At 65.9% G+C, this 22,489-nt stretch carries 18 protein-coding genes; 9 read left to right on the top strand and 9 right to left on the bottom strand.

Annotated features, from left to right (window positions below; all coding sequences use genetic code 11):
* Window positions 1-152 precede the first annotated feature (152 nt).
* From trmA to doeA, 6 genes are all read right to left on the bottom strand, one after another.
* Window positions 153-1,283, bottom strand: coding sequence for a tRNA (uridine(54)-C5)-methyltransferase TrmA (gene trmA, locus LCW13_RS14005; protein WP_054555653.1), 1,131 nt, complete (start codon window positions 1,281-1,283; stop codon window positions 153-155).
* Between the two features lie 207 nt (window positions 1,284-1,490).
* Complete coding sequence (gene murI / locus LCW13_RS14010; protein ID WP_225347210.1) at window positions 1,491-2,375, bottom strand: glutamate racemase; 885 nt, start codon at window positions 2,373-2,375, stop codon at window positions 1,491-1,493.
* 97 nt (window positions 2,376-2,472) lie between these two features.
* Window positions 2,473-3,486, bottom strand: coding sequence for a LysR family transcriptional regulator (locus tag LCW13_RS14015; RefSeq protein WP_225347211.1), 1,014 nt, complete (start codon window positions 3,484-3,486; stop codon window positions 2,473-2,475).
* A gap of 107 nt (window positions 3,487-3,593) precedes the next feature.
* A complete protein-coding gene (locus LCW13_RS14020; RefSeq protein WP_225347212.1) occupies window positions 3,594-4,097 on the bottom strand; it encodes an Lrp/AsnC family transcriptional regulator in 504 nt (167 codons plus the stop codon).
* The gene (gene doeB, locus LCW13_RS14025) at window positions 4,094-5,179 is read right to left on the bottom strand and encodes a N(2)-acetyl-L-2,4-diaminobutanoate deacetylase DoeB (protein WP_225347213.1); all 1,086 of its coding nucleotides are present in this window, start codon (window positions 5,177-5,179) and stop codon (window positions 4,094-4,096) included. The genes LCW13_RS14020 and doeB overlap by 4 nt, the downstream gene beginning before the upstream one ends.
* A gap of 45 nt (window positions 5,180-5,224) precedes the next feature.
* The gene (gene doeA, locus LCW13_RS14030; RefSeq protein ID WP_084589510.1) at window positions 5,225-6,535 is read right to left on the bottom strand and encodes an ectoine hydrolase DoeA; all 1,311 of its coding nucleotides are present in this window, start codon (window positions 6,533-6,535) and stop codon (window positions 5,225-5,227) included.
* A gap of 444 nt (window positions 6,536-6,979) precedes the next feature.
* On the opposite strand from doeA, the gene LCW13_RS14035 reads away from it, so the two are divergent.
* The gene (locus tag LCW13_RS14035; RefSeq protein ID WP_225347214.1) at window positions 6,980-7,996 is read left to right on the top strand and encodes a 2-hydroxyacid dehydrogenase; all 1,017 of its coding nucleotides are present in this window, start codon (window positions 6,980-6,982) and stop codon (window positions 7,994-7,996) included.
* Between the two features lie 54 nt (window positions 7,997-8,050).
* On the opposite strand, the gene LCW13_RS14040 is transcribed toward LCW13_RS14035, so the two are convergent.
* Window positions 8,051-8,506, bottom strand: coding sequence for an Lrp/AsnC family transcriptional regulator (locus LCW13_RS14040; protein WP_043334316.1), 456 nt, complete (start codon window positions 8,504-8,506; stop codon window positions 8,051-8,053).
* 234 nt (window positions 8,507-8,740) lie between these two features.
* On the opposite strand from LCW13_RS14040, the gene LCW13_RS14045 reads away from it, so the two are divergent.
* Window positions 8,741-9,862, top strand: coding sequence for a PLP-dependent cysteine synthase family protein (locus LCW13_RS14045; RefSeq protein WP_225347215.1), 1,122 nt, complete (start codon window positions 8,741-8,743; stop codon window positions 9,860-9,862).
* Between the two features lie 103 nt (window positions 9,863-9,965).
* Here LCW13_RS14045 and LCW13_RS14050 read toward each other — a convergent pair whose 3' ends face one another.
* On the bottom strand, window positions 9,966-10,526 hold the full coding sequence (locus LCW13_RS14050; RefSeq protein WP_043334317.1) for a DJ-1/PfpI family protein: 561 nt from the start codon (window positions 10,524-10,526) through the stop codon (window positions 9,966-9,968).
* A gap of 258 nt (window positions 10,527-10,784) precedes the next feature.
* On the opposite strand from LCW13_RS14050, the gene LCW13_RS14055 reads away from it, so the two are divergent.
* The 3 genes from LCW13_RS14055 (at window position 10,785) to LCW13_RS14065 (ending at window position 13,884) form a co-directional block, all read left to right on the top strand.
* Window positions 10,785-11,648, top strand: coding sequence for a hypothetical protein (locus tag LCW13_RS14055; RefSeq protein ID WP_225347216.1), 864 nt, complete (start codon window positions 10,785-10,787; stop codon window positions 11,646-11,648).
* A gap of 195 nt (window positions 11,649-11,843) precedes the next feature.
* Window positions 11,844-12,770, top strand: coding sequence for a lysine exporter LysO family protein (locus tag LCW13_RS14060; RefSeq protein ID WP_153636470.1), 927 nt, complete (start codon window positions 11,844-11,846; stop codon window positions 12,768-12,770).
* A 76-nt stretch (window positions 12,771-12,846) separates the two neighbouring features.
* Window positions 12,847-13,884, top strand: coding sequence for a LacI family DNA-binding transcriptional regulator (locus LCW13_RS14065; protein ID WP_107336079.1), 1,038 nt, complete (start codon window positions 12,847-12,849; stop codon window positions 13,882-13,884).
* Between the two features lie 58 nt (window positions 13,885-13,942).
* On the opposite strand, the gene LCW13_RS14070 is transcribed toward LCW13_RS14065, so the two are convergent.
* Window positions 13,943-14,494 carry a gluconokinase gene (locus tag LCW13_RS14070; RefSeq protein WP_225347217.1) on the bottom strand — a complete coding sequence of 184 codons (552 nt, stop codon included), beginning with the start codon at window positions 14,492-14,494 and terminating at the stop codon, window positions 13,943-13,945.
* 332 nt (window positions 14,495-14,826) lie between these two features.
* Between LCW13_RS14070 and LCW13_RS14075 the strand changes: the two genes are divergently transcribed.
* The 4 genes from LCW13_RS14075 (at window position 14,827) to LCW13_RS14090 (ending at window position 22,463) form a co-directional block, all read left to right on the top strand.
* Window positions 14,827-16,185 (top strand): GntT/GntP/DsdX family permease, encoded by a 1,359-nt coding sequence (locus LCW13_RS14075; protein ID WP_043334321.1) that lies wholly within the window; start codon window positions 14,827-14,829, stop codon window positions 16,183-16,185.
* 358 nt (window positions 16,186-16,543) lie between these two features.
* A complete protein-coding gene (locus tag LCW13_RS14080) occupies window positions 16,544-17,926 on the top strand; it encodes an efflux RND transporter periplasmic adaptor subunit (RefSeq protein ID WP_225347218.1) in 1,383 nt (460 codons plus the stop codon).
* Window positions 17,923-21,048 (top strand): efflux RND transporter permease subunit, encoded by a 3,126-nt coding sequence (locus LCW13_RS14085; protein WP_225347219.1) that lies wholly within the window; start codon window positions 17,923-17,925, stop codon window positions 21,046-21,048. Before LCW13_RS14080 ends, LCW13_RS14085 begins: the two co-directional genes overlap by 4 nt.
* Entirely contained in the window at window positions 21,045-22,463 is a 1,419-nt protein-coding gene (locus LCW13_RS14090; protein WP_225347220.1) for an ATP-binding protein, read from the top strand. The genes LCW13_RS14085 and LCW13_RS14090 overlap by 4 nt, the downstream gene beginning before the upstream one ends.
* Window positions 22,464-22,489: the final 26 nt, after the last annotated feature.

Below are 22,489 nucleotides of genomic sequence, written 5' to 3' on the forward strand. Positions count from 1 at the left end.
AAAGTCTAATTCGAGTGACTGTCATGTGCGCAAAAAAGCCCCGTCGTCCCCTACCTGACAGGTAGATGACGACGGGGCTCTGGTTTTTCAAACGATTGGCGCGATACCTCGCTCATGCAGGCGTGACATCGGCTGTCGGTGTGAAGATGCGCTTATCTGCGAACCAGATAGACACCACACTCGAGGTGGTCGGTATACGGGAACTGATCGAACAGCGCGAAGCGTTCGATACGGTGCGTGCGGCACAGCACCTCAAGGTTGTCGATCAGCGTCTGCGGGTTGCAGGAGATATAGACGATGCGCTCGTAACGCGCGGTCTGCTCGCAGCTGTCGGCATCGAGGCCGGCACGCGGCGGATCGACCAGCACGGTGCGGAAGTCGTGGTTGTCGAGGTCCATCTCCGCGACACGACGGCCCGCCTTCTCGCCCGCCAGCGCCAGCGAGAAGTCCTCGGCCGACATGCGCGCCACCTGGGCATTGTCGATGGCGTTGGCCGCCAGGTTGACCTGCGCCGAGGCCACGGAAGTGCGTGAGATCTCGGTGGCCAGCACGCGGCGGAAGTTCTCGGCCAGCGCGATGGTGAAGTTGCCGTTGCCGCAGTAGAGCTCGACCAGATCGCCCTGCTCACGGCCTTCCGCCTGCGCCTTGTCAGGATGGGTCACGTCACGTGCCCAGCTGAGCATCGAGCGGCAGATCTCGGCATTGGGCTGGGTAAAGCTGTTCTCGACCTGCTGATAGACGTACTCGCGGCCATCGACCTCGAGACGCTCGAAGACGTGATCGCGCGTCAGCACGATATGCTGCTTGCGCGAACGCCCGATGATCATGATGTCGAGCTCTTCTTCCAGCGCACGCGCCTCGGCTTCCCAGTCTTCGCCGAGCTTGCGATGGTAGATCAGCGTGACCAGTGCCTCGCCGCTCAGGGTGGTGAGGAACTCGCACTGGAACAGACGCTCGCGCAGCACCGGGCTTGCCTTGAGGCGCTCACGCAGCAGCGGCATCAATTCATTGATGCGCTGGCTGGCGACCGGGAAGTCGTCCATGCGCACGACCGTCTTCTTCTTGTTGCCCTCGTCGTCGAACTCGACCTCGAACATCGCGTAATAGAGGTCATCATCCTCGTGCCAGATACGGAACTCGCACCGCATGCGGTAATGGCTGGGCGGCGAGGGAAACACCTCGAGTTCCGGCGCATCAAAGGCAGCGAAACGTGCGCGGGTCTGCTCGGCCTTCTCGGCGAGCTGCTGTTCATACTGACTGGGATCGACGACGGCGATGGCCACACTGACTCCTGCCTGCGGGCATACCGCAGCACTGAAACGATGAGCAAAGGGACGCGGGGACGTCATGGTGAACCATGCCGATCACGTCCATTCAAAGGTTGGGCGCGCTAGCCTACCATCGGCAGCGCGAAGCTCAAGCGCCAAATGGCGGGTCAAGGCGGGAGCAGGCAGGTGCAAGAGGGCCGTGAGAGTCAACGCCCCTGCCCCTCAGTCGTCGAACGCCAGCGCCTGCGGCGCGGCGAAACCCTGACTGGCCAGCGCCGTAGCCAGTCCCGGCTGCCGGGCATCCGTCGCCAGCGCCAGGTGCTCATGCGGTGCTGGTTGAACCTCTTGAGCGACTTGCTGTTCAGCCGCTTGCGCCGCAGTACCAAGCGCCAGCACCTCCGCCACGCGACGGGCGATTGCCGCGCCGGAATCCACCAGCGCCACCCGAGACTCGCCCAGCACCTGCGAGATGTCGGCGCCGAGCAGCGGGAAATGCGTGCAGCCGAGAATCACCACTTCCAGCGCTTCGACCGCCGCCAGATCAGCCAGACTGGCCGCCACCACCTCGGGGCGCGCCGGCTCACCGCGCAGGCGCCGCTCGGCCTCCGCGACCAGCGGATCGGCGGCGACGCGAATCACGCGACAGTCGGCAGCAAAATCACGGATCAGCTGCTCGGTGTAGGCGCGACGCACCGTGGCGGATGTCGCCAGCAACGCGAAGACCGGCGGCTCGCACTTCTCACGACGTGCTGCGCTCTGGCGCGCACGTGCCAACGCCGCCGCCGGCTTGATGGCGGGCACGGTGCCGATCACCGGAATCGACAGCGCTTCGCGCAATGCCGCCAGCGCCAGAGTGCTGGCGGTATTGCAGGCGACCACCAACGCCCGTGCCCCGCTTGCCTCGACGGCCGCCACGCACACCTGAACGATGCGCGGTATCAACCAGTCATCCGGCTTGGTGCCATAGGGTAGCGCGGCGTTGTCACAGACATAGGCCAGCGACAGCTGCGGCCACTGACGGCGGATCTCGGCGGCGACGGACAACCCGCCGACACCGGAATCGAAGACCAGCACCGGGGCAGAAGAACGGGAATCAGAGGCAGGCATGTCGCCTGGGCGGGCAGGACTCATCGGCAGATACCGCTGGCGACAATCATCATGGAGACGGGCGACTCGAACAGACGGGACAAGGGCGCGGAGTCTATCACGGCCGCAGACCCGGCTTCACAGCCTCGAGCGATGGCAGATCGTTCTGCCCGGCATCATTCACGGCCGTGGTGTCGCGAACGGCTGTCGATGACGTGGCAAGCACGTCGGGCATCATCGTGAGGCCAATCCGCGCGAAGTGCTCACACAGCACCTCGATCAATGCCCGCAGGCGCGCCGGCTGCATGTCGCGCTCGGCATAGACCAGATGGATATCCACCGGCGCGCACCAGTAGTCGACAAGCAGCGGCACCAGGCGGCCATTGGCGACGTCATTGGCCACCAGGAAATCCGGCTTGCAGGTAATGCCGATGCCCTGGGCAGCGGCCTCGACCAGCCCGCGCCCGCTGTCGCAGCTGAAGGTCGGCGACAGGCGGATCTTGCGTGGCCGCCCGTCGACCATGAAGCTCCACACCGGCCCTTCGCGCTGCTGGGTGTAATTCAGGCAGCGGTGATGGGCGAGGTCTTCCGGCACCTCGGGCGTGCCATTCTCGGCCAGGTAACCCGGGCTGGCATAGACCCCGACCTGGGTACCCGCCAGCCGGCGCGCGATCAGGCTGGAATCAGACAGCGCACCGGCGCGAATCACCAGATCATAATCCTCGGCCATGAGATCGACATGGCGATCCTCCAGGCGCAGGTCGAGCTCGACAAAGGGGTAGGTCTGGCGGAAATGCGCCAGGGCCGGCATCAGACACTGGATGCTGAAATCCATCGGCGCCGACATCTTCAAGCGCCCCCGAACCTCGCCCTGACGCTCGCCAAGACTGTCTTCCAGCGCCTGAAGGTCATTGAGCACACGACAGGCCCCCGCCAGGTAATGCTCGCCCTCGGCGGTCAGCTGCAGACTGCGCGTGGTGCGCATCAGCAGGCGAACGCCCAGCTCGGCTTCCAGGCGCGAGATCTGCTTGCTGACCATGCCGTTGGATAGCCCCAGCTGACGAGCACCGCCCGCAAAACTGCCCTCCTCTACCACGGCGCGAAACACCTGCATGGCAGTGAGTCGATCCATCGTGCGATCCCCTTTGCGATCAAGGAAAATGAGCCAGGAAAGTGAGTCAAGAAAGTGAGCCTGAAAAGCGGGACGGCAAGATGACGACAAGTCCGCGCCCGGCGCGCCTATTTTACCTGCTTGGTGACGATGTAGGTGAAATAGCGATCGATGCCCAGCTCTGACACCAGCCAGTGATCGACCAGACGCTGATAGGCATCGATGCTGGCGGTCTCCAGCCGCAACAGATAGTCCACCCCGCCGCCGACGGCGACGCACTCGATCACCTCATCCGCCTCTCGCATGGCACGCTCGAAGCGCTGGAAGCTGCCGGCATCATGATGCTTGAGGTGGATCTCGACCCACACCGGCGTGCGCGGGGCAGCCCCCGGAGCAGCGCCACCCTGCTGCTCACTCAGGCGCTGCTGATTGATGATGGCGGCATAGCCCTCGATGATGCCTGCCTGCTCGAGGCGCTTGACGCGCTCCCAGCACGGGCTGACCGACAGGTTGATCTCCTCGGCCAGCCGCGACTTGGTGATGCGACCATCACGCTCGAGTATCGCCAGAATCTTGAGATCGAAGGCATCCAGCTTCGGCGCTGGCTGCGAGCGGGAGGGGCTCACGCTCATGAGGCCTCTCGCGCCAGGTCGCCCACGACTTCCGCGATCACCGCCAGGGTGTCGCCCAGACTCACCTGGGCCGGGAAGCGCCGCGCCACCAGCACGCCATCACGGGCGGCGCGATATTCCACCGCCGCCTGACCGGCGCGCCCCAGCGGATAGACCCGCGCCACGCATTGGCCCGCCGTGACCTGCTCGCCGAGTGCCACGCACAGCTCCAGCAGCCCTTCATGCTCACTCTGCACGTAACAGCTGGCATCCGGCATGTCGATCAACAGCGGCGCGTTCGTCTGGCTGGCACGCTGGCGCTCGATGTCCTGCTCCAGATCCGCGCGACTGCGCTCGCGCAGCACACCACTGAAGGCGAGGAAGTTGTCGACGCCACGGTCGGCGATCGCCTGACGCTCCGGCGTGGTGGAACCGCCACCGCCCAGCTCCGTGGTGACGAAGACCTTGCCCTGGCGCTCCACTGCAGTGTCGTAAAGTGCCTCGGCGTCCAGCTCGAACATCATCATCGCCGAGGGTGCCCCGAAGGCCAGCGCCCCGGCCAGGCTCTCGGCTTCCTGCAGACGACACTGCTCGACGCCCAGCGACTCCTCGAGATAGTCGAGACGGTGCGCGGCCGCGAACGGCAGGATATCCAGGGTGCGGCCGCCGGAATGCAGGTCCAGCGCATAGTCGCACTGCGGCACCAGCACCCGGGTGAAGTAGTCGGCGATCTGCTCGGTCGGGCCGCCGGTGGGGTCGCCGGGGAAGCTGCGGTTGAGGTTGCCGCCATCGAGAGGCGAACAACGCCGCCCGGCCTTGGCCGCCAGCGCATTCATGGTCGGCACGATGATGACGCGGCCCTTGACGTCCTCGGCAGTCAGACGCGCCGCCAGCTTGTAGAGCGCGGTGATGCCTTCGTACTCGTCGCCATGATTGCCGCCGGTCAGCAATACCGTCGGCCCCTCACCATTGGCGATCACGCTGATCGGGGTCATCACCGCGCCCCACGCCGACTCGTCAGTCGAGATCGGCAGCTTGAAGAAACCGTGCTGAACGCCATCGGCGAACAGATCGATGGTCAGACTGACGGGGGACTCTCGCATGACACCACTCCTTGTTATGGCGGGCTGCTGACACTTGTCGGCAGGCTATTTGACGAACAGCTGGCGCGGCACATCACACAGCGGCTCGGCACCGTTTTCCGTGATCAGGATCGACTCGGTGATCTCGAGCCCCCAGTCGTCCATCCACATGCCGGGCATGAAGTGGAAGGTCATGCCCGGTTCCAGCACGGTCTCGTCACTGGGGCGCAGACTCATGGTGCGCTCGCCCCAGTCCGGCGGATAGCTGATGCCGATGGGATAGCCGCAGCGCGCGCCGCCACGGTCGAAGCCGTACTTGTCCATCGCCGCGCCCAGCGCCAGCGCGATGTCACAGCAGCGATTGCCGGGTTTGGCGATGGCCAGTCCGCTCTCGATGCCTTCCAGCAAGGCGGACTCACCACGCACGAAATCGCGCGGCGGGCGGCCGAGAAACACGGTACGCGACAGCGGCGCGTGATAGCGCTTGTAGCAGCCGGCCAGCTCGAAGAAGGTGCCCTCGCCCTGGCGAAATGGCGTGTCATCCCAGGTCAGGTGCGGCGCGGCGGCATCACTGCCGGTGGGCAGCAGCGGCACGATGGCCGGATAGTCGCCACCGAGAATCTCACCCTCGGGGCCGATCACGCCCTCGACGCCGACCCGGTAGATCTCCGCGACCAGCGCACTCTTGGGCAGGCCCGGCTCGATCATCTCCAGAATGCGTGAATGCATGCGCTCGACGATGCGCCCGGCCACGCGCATATAGGCGATTTCCTGCTCGGACTTGATCGCGCGACACCAGTTGACCAGCGAGTTGGCATCCACCAGCCGTGCGTGGGGCAGCTCCTTGACCAGCGACAGATGCGCCCGCGCCGAATAGTAATAGTTGTCGAGCTCGACCCCGACGACCCCATCGTGCCAGCCACGCTGCGGCAGGATGGACTGGGCGAGAAACTCCATCGGATGCATGTCCGGATTCTGCACGTAGTAATCCGGATACCACAGGATGTTGTCCTCCCCCATCCAGCAGGTACGCAGCGCGCCGTTGCCGTCCTGACGACGCCCATACCAGACCGGCTCGCCGGAAAGCCCCAGCAGCACGCACTGGTGCACATAGAAGGACCAGCCGTCGTAGCCGGTCAGCCACGCCATGTTGGAGGGGTCGGAAATCACCATCACATCGATACCGGCACGCGCCATGGCCTCACGCACCCGCTGGATGCGCGCGCGATACTCGCCGATGGTGAAGGCCTGACGGCCAGCGGACAGCGCGCGTGGCGTCCAGTCACTCTCGGTGGCCGGTGCCTCGCTGCTGGGCAAGGTGGCCAGGCCAGCAAAGGCTGGCTGGGGCGCACCAGTATGGGGCGGGAATTGACTCATGCAGCGCTCCTTTTCGATCAGGCCTTGAGGCAAGCAGCACGTTGGGGCGGAGCCAGTGGCCATACGCAGGGCCAGGCGGCGGGTGACCGACCTGCCAGCCACACCGGGCTGACACTGCCTGCCTGCGCCGCGAGCGAACGATGCGCCCCGCGGGTCGGCAGGGTCGGCGTACATGCGTACATCCGAATTCCCCTCTGGATTCGAGTCTGTCACTCTGCCAACAACGGGTCAAAGGACGACTCTGGCACTGTCGCCCTTCGCTTGAGCCCTTGCAAGGCCTGCGCCATTGCCGCCCGCGAGCAGGCCATGCCCGCAAGACAATGGCGCATGGTGAGGCGACAACTCCAGCCCCTTTGCACAGAGCCACGAACAGAGCCTACGAACAGGCCGGGACAGCTCAAAAATCCCGACCCGCCACCCAGCGTCCCTGAAGAGGAGAACAGCATGCGAATACTGGTACATCATGAACGCGCCGAACGTTGGTGCGATGCTCTGCGTCAGCGCTTGTGCGATACCGCCGACGCCAAGGGGTCGCGGCAAGGTGAGTCGTCGGAGCAATCGTCGGAACCGTCATCAAAACAAGCGCCGTTGGAAATCGTTGCCGATGACGGCGAGATGCTGGGCGATGTGCTGGTGGTGTGGGCGCCGCCTGCGGCGCTGTTCGAGCGCCACCGTGATCATGACGTCAAGGCGATTCTCAACCTGGGCGCGGGCGTCGACAGCCTGCTCGACAACCCGGCACTGCCTGACGATGTGCCGGTGCTCAAGCTGAGCGATGCCGGCATGGCCAGCCACATGCTGGATTACGTGCGCTACGGCCTGCTGCATTTTCGGCGTGACTTCGACCGCTACGCCAGACAGCAGGCGGACATCCAGTGGGCCCCGCACCGCGTGGTGCGCGCCCACCAGTACCCGGTGGCTGTGCTCGGACTCGGCGCTATCGGCAGCCAGATCGCCGAATCACTGGCGGCAGACGGCTATCCGGTACATGGCTTCAGCCGCAGCGCCCACACGTTGCAGGGCGTGACCTGCCACCATGAGACCGGCGCAGGCGGCCGCTCGCTCAAGCAAGTACTGGGTGACGAGTCGCTCGGCCTCAAGGCGGTGATCAACCTGTTGCCCAATACGCCGGCGACGAGAGACGTGTTGAACGCCGACGTCTTCCAGGCGCTGCCCGACGACGCTGTGCTGATCAATCCGGGGCGCGGCAGCAGCGTGGTCGAGGAGGATCTGGTCGCGGCGCTCGAGGAAGGCAAGCTCAGGGGCGCCCTGCTCGATGTCTTCCAGCACGAGCCACTGGCCGAGGACAGCCCGCTGTGGCACCAGCCGCGCGTGATCATCACGCCGCATGCCGCCGCGCCGACCCCGGTGGCCGAGGCCGCCGACCAGCTGGCCGACAACATTCGCCGCATTCAGCGGGGTGAGGTGCTGACCGGTATCAGCCGCGAGCACGGTTATTGAGCGCGCTGGCGCGCGGTGCTCAACCGGCGATCAGACGTCACCACCTGACAGCCATCACAGCGGCAGCGCGGTGGTCGTCTTGATGCGCTCCATCGCGAAGCGGGCCGACACGTCGCTCAGCTCGTCGATGGTGTTGACCAGCCGCTTGTAGACGCGGTCGTAGGCGTTCATGTCCTCGACCTGCACCTTGAGGAGATAGTCGTAGTCACCGGCCATGCGATAGAACTCGGTGACTTCCTCGATCTCCTCGACGATGGCCACGAAACGCTCGAACCAGGCCCGCGAGTGATCGCGGGTCTTGAGCTGCACGAAGGCCGTCAGCCCCATGCCGATCAGCTCGGCATTCAGCAATGCCACCCGTGCGGTGATCACGCCACACTCTTCCAGGCGCTTGAGGCGCTTCCAGCAGGGAGACGTGGTCAGATGCACGGCTTCCGCCAGCGCCGCCAACGACAGGCTGGCATCGCGCTGCAGCAGCCGCAGCAGGGCGCGGTCCGTGGCATCGAGCACTATTTTCTCCATTACCCTCACCTCGCAATGAATTCTTGCCATGAAACATGGCTCACGCCATGACAACTGGCAAGTTTTGCTTGGCGGCTGGTCGTACCATGAAAGCTCCTTACTGCGACCGGAAATGCCGCCATGCCGACCACTGACTCGCCCTCGATAGCGCCTTTCAGCACGCCCACAGCACAGCACGCCCCGCACGCGAGTCAGCGCGAGTCATGGCGCCAACGCAGCCTCATGAAGCTTGCGGCCTTGAAGGCCGCCACCCCGGTAACCCCGCTGCTGGAACTCAGCCTGCGCGGACTGGGCGAGGCGCGCATCCTGATCAAGGACGAGCGGGCGCATGCCAGCGGCTCGCTCAAGCATCGCCTGGCGATGTCGCTGTTCGAGCAGGCCCTGCAAAAGGATTGGCTGACGCCCGGCAGCCCGGTGATCGAAGCCTCCTCGGGCTCCACCGCGGTTTCTGAAGCGTGGCTGGCACGCAGGCTGGGGCTGGAATTCATTGCCGTGGTGCCCAGGGGCACCGCCTTTTTCAAGCAGCAAGCGATTCGTGGCGAGGGCGGGCGCGTGGTGGAAATCGAGGACCCCGCTCGGCTCTGTCAGCATGCACAGGCGCTTGCCGATGACAGCGGCGGTCACTTCATCAATCAATTCCGCCTTGCCGCCACGGCCGGCGACTGGCGCAGCGACGGGGCCGGCGACTGGGCAAGCGACACCAGCCTGCCCGGGGAGTGCCTGGCACAGATCGCCGCGCGTGAGCTGCCCGAGCTGCAGGCGGTATTTCTCGGCGCCGGTACCGGCGGCAGCGCCGCCAGCTTCGCGCGCCATCTGCGCCACAAGCGCCACCTGCATCAGGGGAGCCACCTGCATCAGGGGAGCCATCTGCATCACGGGAGCCATCGTGCCCGCGTGATCGGCGTGGACCCCGAGCACTCCGTCTATCACGCCTGCTGGCAGCACCATCGTGCCCACGGCGCCCGTACGACCCGCCTGCCCGTCCCGCAGGCGGCCAACCCCATCGAAGGCATCGGCCGCCCCTGCGTGCTGGAGGCATTCGACCCCGCGCATTTCGATGACTACCGGCGCATCGCGGATGCGCGCAGTCAGGCGGCCGCGCTGTGGCTAGCCGAGCATGCCGGGCTTGAGGTCGGCCCCTCCACCGGTACCGCCTTCGCGGGGCTGCTCGAGAGGCTGGCGCTCAGGCGCGCACGCGGTGAGTCGCTGGCCGGCAGCTGGTTGCTGCTGGCCTGTGATCACGCCGAGCGTTATGCCACCACGCTGGGCAATCCCGCATGGCGAGCCGCACAGCAATCGCGGCTCGCCCCGCAGCGGGCCTGGATCGAGGCGTTTGCCGATTGAAACGACGCCTGTTTTACGCCCCCGCCTGAAACGACGACACCCCGCCGAGTGGCAGGGTGTCGTAAAGCCCATCCGATGCGATGGCGTGGCTAGCAGGGGTGAATCACACCAGCAGCGCCTGGAACTGACGCAGCCATTCCGGATGCGCCGGCCACGCCGGTGCAGTCACCAGCTTGCCGGAGGTCACGGCGTCGGTCACTTCCAGCGACACGAACTCACCGCCCGCCAGCTTCACCTCCGGCGCACAGGCCGGATAGGCGCTGACGCGATGGCCTTCCAGCGACATGGCGGCGGCCAGCAGCTGCGGGCCATGACAGACGGCGGCGATGGGCTTGTCGGCCTCGACGAAGTGACGCACCATCGCCAGCACACGCTCATCCAGACGCAGATACTCGGGGGCGCGGCCACCGGGGATCAGCAACGCGTCGTAACTCTCGACGGCGATCTCGGCGAAGCTGGCGTTGAGCGCGAAGTTGTGGCCCGGCTTCTCGGTGTAGGTCTGATCACCTTCGAAGTCGTGGATGGCGGTCTTGACGATATCGCCTTCCGTCTTGTCCGGGCAGACGACATCCACGCGATGCCCCATCGCCTGCAGCGCCTGGAACGGCACCATCAGCTCATAATCTTCTACAAAATCCCCGGCAATGATGACAATGCTGGCCATGATGATCTCCTGATTGGACCCAACGTCTAGGTACGCGCCGCGCGCGGCGGGAAGGACAAGGCAGTTACAGAGTACCTATCCATTGCACATGAGCAAGCGCTGAAATATCGTCGTGGCCGCCTGACGGGCGTTGGCTTGATTGTGGATCGCCTCAACATCATTACATCATCACGTGCAGTCGCCCTGCCCCGTCGCTGCCTGACCGCTCGACACCCCCATTCACAGGCCACGGCTCCAGTGCCGGTCTCGGGAGTCACCATGACCCTGCCATCTTCCGCCTTGTCTCACTTCTCTCAAGCCCCCATGCGGCGCGGCGCTTGCACCGCCACACGCGCCGATCAGACCTCGGCATGGCAGCGCCTGTGGCGCGCAGGCCTGGGGGCGCTCCTGCTGCTGGCGGGCAGTGCCCAGGCGGCCAGCGATGAGGCCGCTGTCGGCCCTGAGGCGCCCCTGGCGCCTGTCGCCAGCATCGCGCCGGTGCCCTTCACCGCCCACTACACCCTGGTGCTGGATGGCTGGCCGGACGTGCCCATCACCCAGCGCGTCAGCCAGAGCGGCGAGTTGTACATCGCCAGCATGGAGGCCTCCATCAAGGTCGCCAGTGGCTATGAGCAGGGCCGCTTCACGCTCGCGGAGGGCCGCCTGCTGCCCGAGGGCTATCGCTCCGGCTATCGACTGGCCGGCATCGGCAAGGACTACAACCGGGAAGCGCCGGAGGCAGGCGACACCCGCCTGCCTGACCGTCAGAGCCTGCTGGTACTGCTGAGCCAGCAGGTCGACAGCCAATGGAGCGAGCAGGCCTGTCTGGCCGCGACGCCCTGCTCACTGGATTATCTCGACCACAAGGGCCGCCAGCGCACCTTGATGTACGAGATCCAGGGCCAGGAAACGCGCCAGGCGGCACAGCGCACCTTCCGCACCCTGCGTATCGAGGCGTGGCGCAAGCATCGCGAACACAAGCACTACCGTATCTGGCTGGCGCCGCGCTGGCCGGGCCTGATGGTCGGCCTCGATTACCTCGACTACGAAGACGTCATGGACAAGGACGGCAACCGCAACGGCGAGGTGCCGCCGCGCTCGGCCCATCTGACCCTGAACCAGCTGAGCAGTGCCCGCCAGTGATGACAGCTCCCGCCTCTAGCGCGGCTGATCATAAGCCCCGCTGATACGCCATCAGCAAGTCTCTCGCGCAATGGTGCTAGCGGGGTTATCCAGACTCCACGCCAACCGATATAGTAAGGCCCTTCGGCGGTATTCACCGCCAATCAATCACTTGCGCCGCCCCTGCTGTCCGGGTGGCAACGCCAAGGAAGGGTCATGCTGTCGGGTCTCATCTTCATTCTGCTGCCGCTGATACTCGGCTATCTGGTACGCCTCACCGATCCTGGTCGCCTGGCGGTGGTCAATCGGCTGGTCAATGCCTCCATCTATCTCATCCTGTTCCTGATGGGCATGGGGCTGGCGGCGCTGGAGCAGTTGAGTGTCGGCATGGCCGCCATGAGCGGTCAGGCGTTGACGCTGTTCGCCATCATCACGCCGCTGAATCTGCTGGCGCTGTGGTGGCTGTCGCGCCGCAGCCCGCTGCGCGCCAATCCCGCCCAGGCGGTGGATGGCGCACCGATGACCCGCTGGCAGGCGCTGTCCGGCTCGCTGACCCTTGCCGCCGTGGTCGCGCTGGGGGTCGGCGCCGGCGTGCTGCTCAAGACCTTCGGCACCCAGCTTGATACCGACACCCTCGCCGAATGGGCGCTCTATGTGCTGCTGGCGCTGATCGGCTGCCAGCTCAGAAGCTCCGGCATGAGCCTGCGCCAGATCCTGCTCAATCGGCATGGCCTGATCATCGCGCTGACGGTGATGGCCAGTTCGCTACTCGGTGGCCTGCTGGCGGCCCCCTTGCTGGCGCTGGAGTGGAATCAGGGCATGGCGATCTCGGCCGGCTTCGGCTGGTACTCCCTGTCGGGGATCCTGATCGGTGATCAGCTCGGGCCGATTCTCGGCGGCGCCGCCTTCTTCAATGATCTGGCGCGCGAGCTGCTGGCCTTCGTGCTGATCCCCCTGACCATCCAGCGCTACACGCCGCTGGCCATCGGCATCGGCGGGGCCACCTCGATGGACTTCACGCTACCGGTGATCCAGCAGACCGGCGGCGTGGCCTGCGTCCCGGTCGCCGTCGTCTCGGGCTTCCTGCTGTCGCTGGCAGCGCCGCCGATGATCCTGTTCCTGCTCTCGCTGAGTCACGTCTGATCCGCCGGGCAAGGCTTGCTCCCGGGCTGCCTTAACAGGGACACTCTTGTCCTCCTTCGCAGCCGCTTGAATGTCCATGCCCTCTCAGCCACACAAAGCTTCCCGCCTCAAGCGCGTCACCCTGGCCGATATCGCCGCCCGACTGGGCGTCACCAAGGTCACGGTGTCGCGCGCGCTCAATCAGCCCGAGAAGGTCTCCGCCGCGATGCGCGAGCGGGTAACCGAATGCGCCCGCGAGCTGGGTTACATGCCCAATCGTCAGGCCGGCAGCCTCGCCAGCGGCCACTCGCGGCTGATCGCGCTGCTGATTCCGTCGCTCTCCAACGCCGTGTTTTCGGAGCTGCATCGCGGCCTGGAAGCCCCGCTGGCCGCCGCGGGCTATCAGCTGCTGATCGGCCATACCGGCTATTCGATGCAGGAAGAGGAGCGCCTGATCGAGACCTGGCTCTCCTTCGGCATCGACGGGCTGGTGCTGTGCGGCAGTCGCCATAGCCCTCGTACCCGCGAGATGATCGCGCGCTCGGGCTGTGCGGTGGTGGAGTGCATGGAGAAGCGCGAGACGCCGCTCGACATGGCGGTGGGACTGGACCAGCACGCCGCTGGCCGCGCGATGACCGAGGCCATGATCGCCTTGGGGCATCGCCATATCGGTTTTCTCGGTGCGCGCATGGACCGCCGCGTCGAACAGCGCCTGGGCGGCTGGCGTGCGGCGATGGAGGCCGCCGGCCTGTCGCAGCAGGCGCTGTTGACCACCGATGCCCCCTCCAGCGTACGCATGGGCGGCGAGCTGCTCGACGAGATGCTGACCCGCTGGCCCGAGACCCAGGCCGTGTTCTGCTGCAATGACGACCTGGCGGCCGGCGGGCTGTTCGAGTGCCAGCGCCGCGGTCTGTCGGTGCCCGACCAGCTGGCGCTGGCCGGCTTCAACGGCCTGGAGATGACCCGCGGCACCTGGCCGCCGCTGGCCAGCGTGGTCACGCCACGCCGCGAGATCGGCGAGCGCGCCGCCGCCCTGCTGCTGGCGCGCTTGAGCGGTGATCTCGACGCCACGCCCCACGGCCTGTGGGAAGACCTGGGCTTCAGCCTGCAGACTGGCGGTAGCCTGTCCTCGTGATACTTTGTCCTCGTAATACGCGGCGGCAGTCTGGCGCCGTGAGACGTCTGGCGAGCGACTAGCGCTCCGGCGTGTCGAGGACCTGCTGACAGACACTCTCGACCAGCGCCTGCGGTGTGGCGCTGATGTCGAGGGTGTGGATGCGCCCTTCATCGTCGCCGGGCACCTCGAGCGTCGCCAGCTGGTTGTCGAGCATGTCAGCGCCCTTGAAGAAATGATCGGTTCGCGCCTCGAGGCGCTCCAGCAGCAGCTCGCGCGTGCCTTCGAGGAACACGAAGCCCAGCGCGGGGTCCCCGCCACGCAGTTGATCCCGATAACGTCGCTTCAAGGACGAGCAGGCCAGTACCAGACTGCGCCCGTCGCGACGCGCACCCTCGATCAGCTCGGCCAGACGGGCCAGCCAGCCGTGGCGATCGTCGTCATCCAGCGGGATGCCGCGCGCCATCTTGGCCACGTTGGCCTCACCGTGATAATCGTCGCCATCGATGAACTGTGCGCCCAGGCACGCCGCCAGCTGCTGCCCGACGTGTGACTTGCCACAGCCCGACACCCCCATGACCACCAGACGCACGCCACCCTGAGCTGCCAGAGCCTCTGACCTGGTCGGCATCGACGCGACCGCTGATGCTCCTTCTGCCTGCTGCTGCATGAAAACCCTCTCCCCCTGAATGAAAACGATGGCCCACCAGCGTACCCGATGTTGCCGATCAATCCCTTGTCCGGCGCCTCGGGACGGCTGTCGCGCACTGAGCGACTGCCAATTGACGGACAGTCAGCTGCCAGACGCGACAGACTTTTGTCCCTCATGCACCTTTCGGATCATTGCGTAAGCGTTAATGTTACCGGTAACTTTCATCCTGCACGACCCACGACGCCTCACACAATACGCCTTTGGGCAATGGCCGATGATCACGCCGTTGCCAGCCGCAAGAGTTCGCCATCATGTCCCCAGATAGCACCCTCGTCCTTGCCGCCCTCGGCGGCATCCTGCTGCTGCTTTACCTCGTCATGCGCCTGCGCCTGCATGCCTTCGTTGCCCTGCTGGTGGTGAGTCTGGGGGTCGGACTGGCCACCGGCATGCAGCCCGACGCCATCATCGACTCCGTCACCAACGGCATGGGCAACACCCTGGGCTTCGTTGCCACCGTGGTCGGTCTCGGCGCGATGTTCGGCAAGATGCTGGAAGTGTCCGGCGGTGTCGATCGCATGGCCAACACCCTGCTGGGGCGCTTCGGCACCTCACGCTCGCAATGGGCGCTGGCGCTGACCGGCTTTCTGGTCGCGATTCCGGTGTTCTTGGATGTCGCCTTCATCATCCTGGTGCCGCTGGTCTATGCGCTGGCACGCCGCAGCGGCCGCTCGCTGCTCTATTACGGCATCCCGCTGCTCGCCGGTCTGGCCGTGACGCACTCCTTCATCCCGCCGACCCCGGGGCCGATCGCGGTCGCCAAGCTGATCGGTGCCGATCTCGGCTACGTCATCCTGTTCGGCGCGCTGTGCGGTCTGCCGGCGATGATCGTCGCGGGGCCGATCTTCGGCCGCTTCATCGCGGCGCGCATCGACGCCAGGATCCCGGATTACATGGAAAATACCGGCAGCGTGATGAGCGATGAAGAGGTCAACCAGCGCGCCCCGGGCTTCGGTCTGATCCTGTCCATCGTGCTGCTGCCGCTGGCGCTGATCGTGCTCAATACCGTCTCGGGCTTCCTGTTCGGTGACGACAGCCCGCTGGTCGGCTGGCTGGGCTTCCTCGGCCACCCGTTCGTGGCGCTGAGTCTGGCCACCCTGATGGCCTTCACCCTGCTGGGCACACGCCGTGGCATGACGCGCGAACAGGTGATGGAAGTCGCCACCAAGGCACTCGAACCCGCCGGCATCATCATCCTGGTCACCGGTGCGGGCGGCGTCTTCAAGCAGATGCTGATCGATTCCGGGGTCGGTGACGTGCTCGGCAACCTGATGGCCGACAGCAACCTGCCGCCGATCCTGCTCGCCTTCCTGATCGCCACCGCCGTGCGTGTCATCCAGGGCTCGGCCACCGTGGCGATGATCACCGCCGCCGGCCTGATGGCCCCGGTGATCGATACGCTGGCGCTGTCCGGCCCGGTGCTGGGGCTGGTGGTGATCGCCATCGCCAGTGGCGCCACCGTGCTCAGTCACGTCAATGACTCCGGCTTCTGGCTGGTCAGCCGCTACTTCGGCCTCACCGAGAAGGAAACACTGAAGAGCTGGACGGTGATGGAGACCCTGATCGGCGTGATCGGCGTCTGCATGGCGCTGCTGATCGGCCTGTTCATCTAGTTTATCCAGTTCAACTATTTCAACTATTTCAACTACTGAAATCTGGCCTGCCCGCGCGGTTCAGCCAAGCTGATAGAGCGGGTCATCCGTCAGCAGGCGCCGCCCGCCAGGCGCACTCGTGAAAAGCTGCCACTTCGTGTGGCAGCTTTTTTCGTGGGGCGCCAATCACGCAATGGCAGATTGCGTCTGTTGCACGCTATTTCCCATTTTGGCATTGCGCCTGAATGGCATCATGCGATCATCCACCCATTCGTCTGCCTTTCATGGCCATGATCCACCGCCCGCTCTGACCGACGCCAAAGCGACTGGCCAGAAGACGGCTGCGCATCAGGCCAGTCACTTTTCGTTCGGAGTCCGCATGGACCATAGCCCTGAGACGCCAGCGTCGTCTTCCGCGTCGCCCGCCCCTGCCGGCCGCCCCGCACCCTCCTCGCGGCGCCTGATCTGGATGCGCCTGCTGGCGCTGATCATTCTCGCGCTGGCGATCGCGCTGGCCGCCTGGTGGATGAATCATCGCCCCGGTGCGCCGAAGCGTGCCCCCAGCGAGGCGCCTGCGCCCACGGTCGAGGTGGTGACGGTCAGCCATGCCGCCAACGCCCCGACGCTTGAGGGCTTCGGCCGTGTGATCGCCGATCGTCAGACCACGGTTTCCACGCGCGTCAGCGGTCAGCTGGCGCCCTTCCCCGAAGGCATCGAGGCCGGCCGCGAGGTTCGCGAGAACCAGCTGCTGGCCAGTCTCGACCAACTGGATTATCAGCTGGCACTGCGGCAGGCCGAGGCGGATCTCGCCACGGCAGAAGCCAGCCTCGCCTCTGAAAAGGGCGAGCAGATCCGCGCCGCCTCGGAATACAAGACCTTCGGTCGCAATCTGCCGGCGGCCCAGAAAGCACTGGTGCTGCGCGAGCCTCAGCTCAAGTCGGCCCAGGCCGCCGTGGAAAGCGCCCGCGCCAGCCGCGATCAGGCCAAGCTCAATCTGGCCCGCACCGAGATTCGCGCCCCCTACGACGGCCTGATCAGCGAGCGGCTGGTCGGCGAAGGCAGCGACCTCAACGCCTTCACCGACCTGTTGACGCTGGTGGCCACCGACCGCTTCTGGGTGCGCCTCAATCTGCCGCAGGCCGACATGGAGTGGCTCTCGACCCACGCCCGTGATGGCCAGGGCACGCCGGTACTGCTCTCGAGCAAGGCCTGGCCGGATGGCCAGCACCGCCGTGGAGAAGTGTGGAGCGTGCTGCCGTCGCTGGAAGACAACGGCCTGCTGACCCAGGTGATGGTGGCGGTGGAAGACCCGCTGGCGCTCAATGTCTCCGAGGAGGCGCGCGCCAGCACCCCGGCGCTGCGCATCGGCGATGTGGTCGAGGCGACCCTGACACCTCAGCGCACCGCCTCGCTGATCGAACTGCCGATCAGTGCGCTGCGCAGCGGCCAGCAGGTCTGGGTGCTGACGGAGGACGGGCATCTCGAGAAGCGCTCGGTAGGCGTGCGCCATCTGGGCAATGACACCCTGCTGGTCGCCGACGGTCTGGTGGACGGCGAGCGCGTCATCACAAGCTCCCTGAGCAGCGTCGAAGCCGGCATGGCACTGCGCGCGCGTGGCGATGCGCCGACGCCGACCGCCCAAGCGAACGATGCCAAAGCGGCTGACGACAAGACGACGGCTGGCGACAAGAGCGCCACGGTTGCCGATCAAAACACCGCAGCTGCCGACAGGAACGCCACGACCACCGGAAGTGACTCATGACGGCACAGTCGCGCCTCAAGGGCCCCATCCGCTGGATGCACGATCATGGCGTCGCCGCCAACCTGCTGATGCTGTGTCTGATTCTCGGCGGCCTGCTGATGTCCAGTCAGATCAAGAAGGAGGTCTTCCCCTCCTTCGAGCTCGAGATCATCAACGTCAGCGTCAGCTATTCCGGCGCCACGCCGGATGAGGTCTCCGAGAGCCTGTTGCAGGCGATGGAGTCCGCGGTACAGGACGTGGAGGGCATCGAGGAGATCACCGCCACCGCCGAGGAAGGCCTCGGCTCGCTGTCCATCGAGCTGCAGGACGGCGTCGAGACCATGCGCGCCTATCAGGACATCCAGCAGGCCATCGACAGCATCACCACCCTGCCCGATGAATCCGACCCGCCCGTCTACTCGCTGGCGGGCCGCTCGCGCAGCGTGATGGAGCTCAAGCTGCATGGCCAGACCGATGACCAGACCCTGCGCAATGTCGCCGAGCGTCTGCGCCTGAGCCTGCTGGACAGCGACGACATCACCAAGGTGGAGCTGACCGGCATCCGTGACCGCGAGGTGCATGTCGCGCTGGAGGAAGGCGCGCTGCGTCGCTATGGCCTGTCGCATCAGGATATCGCCGGCCTGATCGGCAATCAGGCGCTCAACCTGGCCGGGGGCAGCCTCGATACCCAGCAGGGCGAATACCTGGTGCGCTATGAGGCGCGTCGCGACGGCGCCGCCGAGTTCGCGCAGCTGCCGGTGATCTCCAGCCAGGAAGGCAATGTCGTGCGTCTGGGCGATATCGCCACCGTCACCGACGGCTTCGCTGACAGTGACAAGGAAGTGCTCTACGACGGCGAACCGGCGATCGGTCTCGACATCTATCAGGTCGGCTCCCAGACGCCCAACGAGCTGTCCGCCGCGACCATGGCGATGCTGCCGCAATTGACCGCCAGCCTGCCGCGCGGACTGACGCTGAGCGTCGAGGACGATGACTCGCTGGTCTATCAGGACCGCCTGGAGCTGCTGCTCAAGAATGCCTGGATGGGCCTGGTGCTGGTGCTGGTGCTGCTGGGGCTGTTCCTCGAGGCGCGTCTCGCCTTCTGGGTCACGCTGGGTATTCCCACCGCCTTCCTCGGCGCGATGCTGTTCCTGCCGCTGGTCGGCGTGTCCATCAACATGATCTCGATGTTCGCCTTCATCATCGCGCTGGGCATCGTGGTCGATGACGCCATCATCGTCGGCGAGAACATCCACTCGCACCGCGAGCGCGGCGCCAGCATGCGCGAAGCCGCCATTCTCGGCGCGCGCGAGATCGCGGTGCCGCTGGCGTTCTCGATCCTGTCCAACATCGTGGCCTTCATTCCGCTGCTGTTCCTGCCCGGCTTCCTCGGGCTGGTATTCGGCATCATCCCGCTGGTGGTGATCAGCATCTTCGCGCTGAGCTGGATCGAGGCGATCTTCATCCTGCCCGCGCATCTGGGTCACACCAGCGAGAAGCCGATCCGCTGGCTGGCACCGCTGGACCGCGTGCGCCATGGCGTCCAGCACGGGCTCGAGCGCTTCACGCGTCGCCGCTTCCAGCCCTTCCTTGAAGGGTGTCTGAACTATCGTGGCCTGACCGCCATCTGCGGCCTGGCGCTGCTGGTGCTGGCGATGGCCTGGATGGCCAGCGGCCGCCTCGGCTTCTCGCTGATGCCGCGTGTCGAATCCAACCGTGCCGGTGTCACCGCCAACCTGCCGGTGGGCAGCCCGATCAGCCAGGACCGCGAAGTGCGTACCCTGCTGCTGGACGCGCTGGAGCGGGTTCGCGAGCGCGACGACGCCCCCGCGATCTACTCCACCAGCGCCGAGATCGAAGGCAACTCACTGAGCATCATCGCCAATCTGGACACCACGGTGGAGGACAACTGGTCGCCCTCGCAGCTGATCACGGCCTGGCGTGAGGAAGCCGGCACCATCGCCAATACCGAGTCGCTGCTGTTCGAATCCGACATCGGCGGCCCGGGTCGCGGCGCGGGCCTCACCATCCGCCTCTCCTCGTCTGACAGTGGCGCGCTGATGGCCGCCGCCGAGTCGCTGGCGACGTCGCTTGAGGATTACAGCTCGCTGTCCGACATCGACAGCGGCCTGGATGACGGCAAGCGCGAGCTCTATCTGCAGCTCAATGCCTACGGCCGCTCGCTGGGACTGGATGGCGCCACCCTGGCCAATCAGCTGCGCGGGCCGCTGTCCGGCGCGACCGCCCTCAAGCAGCAGCAGGGCCGCAACGAGGTCGAGGTCAAGGTGCTGCTGCCCGAAGACCAGCGCGCGAGCCTCGCCCAGCTGGAGAACTTCGGCGTGCAGACCGGCAACGGCGTCAGCGTGCCTCTGGGGCTGGTGGCCGACATCGAGCAGGGACGCGCCGCGTCCAGCATCCTGCGCATCGACGGCCGCCGCGTGATCGAGGTCACCGCCAACGTCACCCCGTCCGATGCGGTCAGTCAGGTGATCACCAGCCTGGAAAGCGACGTCTACCCCCAGCTGAAGAGCCAGTATCCGAGCCTGAGCATCGGCTATGGCGGGCGTCAGGAAGAGACCGCCGACAACCTGGGGTCACTGCAGGTGTCGTTGCTGCTGACGCTGGCGGCACTCTATCTGCTGCTGGCGTTGCCGTTCAGGAGCTATCTGCAGCCGCTGCTGGTGATGACGGCGATTCCCTTCGGGCTGATCGGCGCGGTCATCGGCCATCAGCTGATGGGCTATGGCCTGTCGGTGATCAGCCTGATGGGCATGCTGGCGCTGTCGGGCATCGTCATCAACGACGCCCTGGTGCTGATCGACTACGCCAACCGCCAGCGTCTGGCCGGCGCCACCGCGCGTGAGGCGATCATCATGGCGGCCACGCGACGTCTGCGCCCGATCCTGCTGACGACGCTGACCACCTTCTTCGGCCTGGCGCCGATGATCTTCGAGACCTCGCGTCAGGCGCGCTTCATGATCCCGATGGCGGTCTCCATCGGCTTCGGCATCCTGTTCGCGACGGTGATCCTGCTGATTCTGGTGCCCTCGCTCTATCTGTTGCTGGAAGACCTGCAGCACAACCTGCGCCGCCTGCTGGGGCTGCCGCCCCGCACCCCGCGTCATGAGGAGCAGCCATCATGATGCCCGCCGTCACCGCCTGGCGCTCACGACTGTCCGTGCGACTGTTCGTGATCCTGCTGCTGACCAATGTCGTGATCGGCGGCAGCATCTACATGTTCATCTCCCACAGCATGGACAGAGGGTTCGCGGAGTATCTGGAGCAGACCCAGCAGGAGCGCATCGAGCTGATCTCGTCCGATCTGGTCAGCGCCTACGCCGCGGAAGGCAACTGGGACTGGATGAAGAGCCGGCGCAACTGGGGGCGCATCGTGCATTCCCAGGCACCGCCGGACAGGTTCGAGATACCGCCGGGCGCCAACATGAATCGCCCCCAGGACTACATGCTGCGCGATACCCGCGGCCAGCGCCTCAATGGGCCGCCGCGCCCCATCCCCGGCATGCAGTTCAAGGACCTGATACTGGACGGCGAGAAGATCGGCGAGCTGGGCTACCTGCCGGTGAGTGAATTCCTGCGCCGCGGCAAGGACCAGTATCTGGAGCGTCAATCGCGCAATCTGGCGACCATCATCCTGTCCTCCACCTTCGCCTCGCTGCTGGCGGCGGCCGGCATCGCCTGGTGGCTGGGCCATCGGGTGCGTGACCTCGCCAGTGGCGCCAGCCGTCTGTCGAGCGGCGACTATGCCACCCGCCTGCCGGTGCGCGGACGGGATGAGCTGTCGCGGCTGGCCGGCGACTTCAATGCGCTGGCGCAGACGCTGGAGACCAACCGCGATTCGCGCCAGCGCTGGGTGAGTGATATCTCCCATGAGCTGCGCACGCCGCTGGCGGTGCTCAAGGGCGAGATCGAGGCCATGCAGGACGGTATCCGCCCGATGAGCCAGGACAGCCTCGGCTCGCTGGAGCAGGAGGTGGATGCCCTCAACCGCCTGGTGTCGGATCTGCGCCTGCTGGCCCAGAGCGATGCCGGCACCCTGGAAGCCTGGCGCGAGCCGCTGGAGCTGGATGCCCAGCTCAGCGATAGCCTGGACGACCTGCGCGGCTGGCTGGAAGACAGCGGCATCCAGCTGGAGACCGACATCCAGCTGCCGCTGCGCGTGCAGGGCGACATGCAGCGCCTGCATCAGCTGTGGAGCAACCTGGCCAGCAACACCCGCGCCTACACCGACTCGCCCGGCAAGTTGAGGGTCAGCCTGCTGCGCGAGGCCGCCTCACCCGGGGATGGCGCCGGCCACCCCGGCTGGGCGGTCGTGCGCTGGGAAGACTCGAGCCCCGGCGTGCCAGAGGCCGAGCTTGCCTACCTCACCGAGCGCCTCTACCGGGTCGAGAACTCGCGCAACCGCTCCAGCGGGGGGTCAGGGCTGGGCCTGTCGATCGCCAGCGCGCTGGTCAGTGCGCATGATGGCCAGCTGGTACCGGGCCAGTCATCACTGGGCGGACTGCGATGGGACATTCGCCTGCCGCTGTTGTCTACTTGAAACAGACATTTTCATCTGCAAGGACT

Source organism: Cobetia amphilecti, from assembly GCF_020217465.1.
In the GTDB taxonomy this organism is placed as follows: Bacteria; Pseudomonadota; Gammaproteobacteria; order Pseudomonadales; family Halomonadaceae; genus Cobetia; species Cobetia amphilecti.

What these genes read in the sequence shown, in the direction of transcription:
- LCW13_RS14065 (WP_107336079.1), top strand. Translation starts at nt 12,847, where the DNA reads ATGCCCTCTCAGCCACACAAAGCTTCCCGCCTCAAGCGCGTCACCCTG.
- LCW13_RS14085 (WP_225347219.1), top strand. Translation starts at nt 17,923, where the DNA reads ATGACGGCACAGTCGCGCCTCAAGGGCCCCATCCGCTGGATGCACGAT.
- LCW13_RS14075 (WP_043334321.1), top strand. Translation starts at nt 14,827, where the DNA reads ATGTCCCCAGATAGCACCCTCGTCCTTGCCGCCCTCGGCGGCATCCTG.
- LCW13_RS14080 (WP_225347218.1), top strand. Translation starts at nt 16,544, where the DNA reads ATGGACCATAGCCCTGAGACGCCAGCGTCGTCTTCCGCGTCGCCCGCC.
- LCW13_RS14090 (WP_225347220.1), top strand. Translation starts at nt 21,045, where the DNA reads ATGATGCCCGCCGTCACCGCCTGGCGCTCACGACTGTCCGTGCGACTG.
- LCW13_RS14060 (WP_153636470.1), top strand. Translation starts at nt 11,844, where the DNA reads ATGCTGTCGGGTCTCATCTTCATTCTGCTGCCGCTGATACTCGGCTAT.
- LCW13_RS14055 (WP_225347216.1), top strand. Translation starts at nt 10,785, where the DNA reads ATGACCCTGCCATCTTCCGCCTTGTCTCACTTCTCTCAAGCCCCCATG.
- LCW13_RS14020 (WP_225347212.1), bottom strand. Translation starts at nt 4,097, where the DNA reads ATGAGCGTGAGCCCCTCCCGCTCGCAGCCAGCGCCGAAGCTGGATGCC.
- LCW13_RS14015 (WP_225347211.1), bottom strand. Translation starts at nt 3,486, where the DNA reads ATGGATCGACTCACTGCCATGCAGGTGTTTCGCGCCGTGGTAGAGGAG.
- LCW13_RS14050 (WP_043334317.1), bottom strand. Translation starts at nt 10,526, where the DNA reads ATGGCCAGCATTGTCATCATTGCCGGGGATTTTGTAGAAGATTATGAG.
- LCW13_RS14070 (WP_225347217.1), bottom strand. Translation starts at nt 14,494, where the DNA reads ATGCCGACCAGGTCAGAGGCTCTGGCAGCTCAGGGTGGCGTGCGTCTG.
- doeA (WP_084589510.1), bottom strand. Translation starts at nt 6,535, where the DNA reads ATGAGTCAATTCCCGCCCCATACTGGTGCGCCCCAGCCAGCCTTTGCT.
- LCW13_RS14045 (WP_225347215.1), top strand. Translation starts at nt 8,741, where the DNA reads ATGAAGCTTGCGGCCTTGAAGGCCGCCACCCCGGTAACCCCGCTGCTG.
- LCW13_RS14035 (WP_225347214.1), top strand. Translation starts at nt 6,980, where the DNA reads ATGCGAATACTGGTACATCATGAACGCGCCGAACGTTGGTGCGATGCT.
- murI (WP_225347210.1), bottom strand. Translation starts at nt 2,375, where the DNA reads ATGCCTGCCTCTGATTCCCGTTCTTCTGCCCCGGTGCTGGTCTTCGAT.
- doeB (WP_225347213.1), bottom strand. Translation starts at nt 5,179, where the DNA reads ATGCGAGAGTCCCCCGTCAGTCTGACCATCGATCTGTTCGCCGATGGC.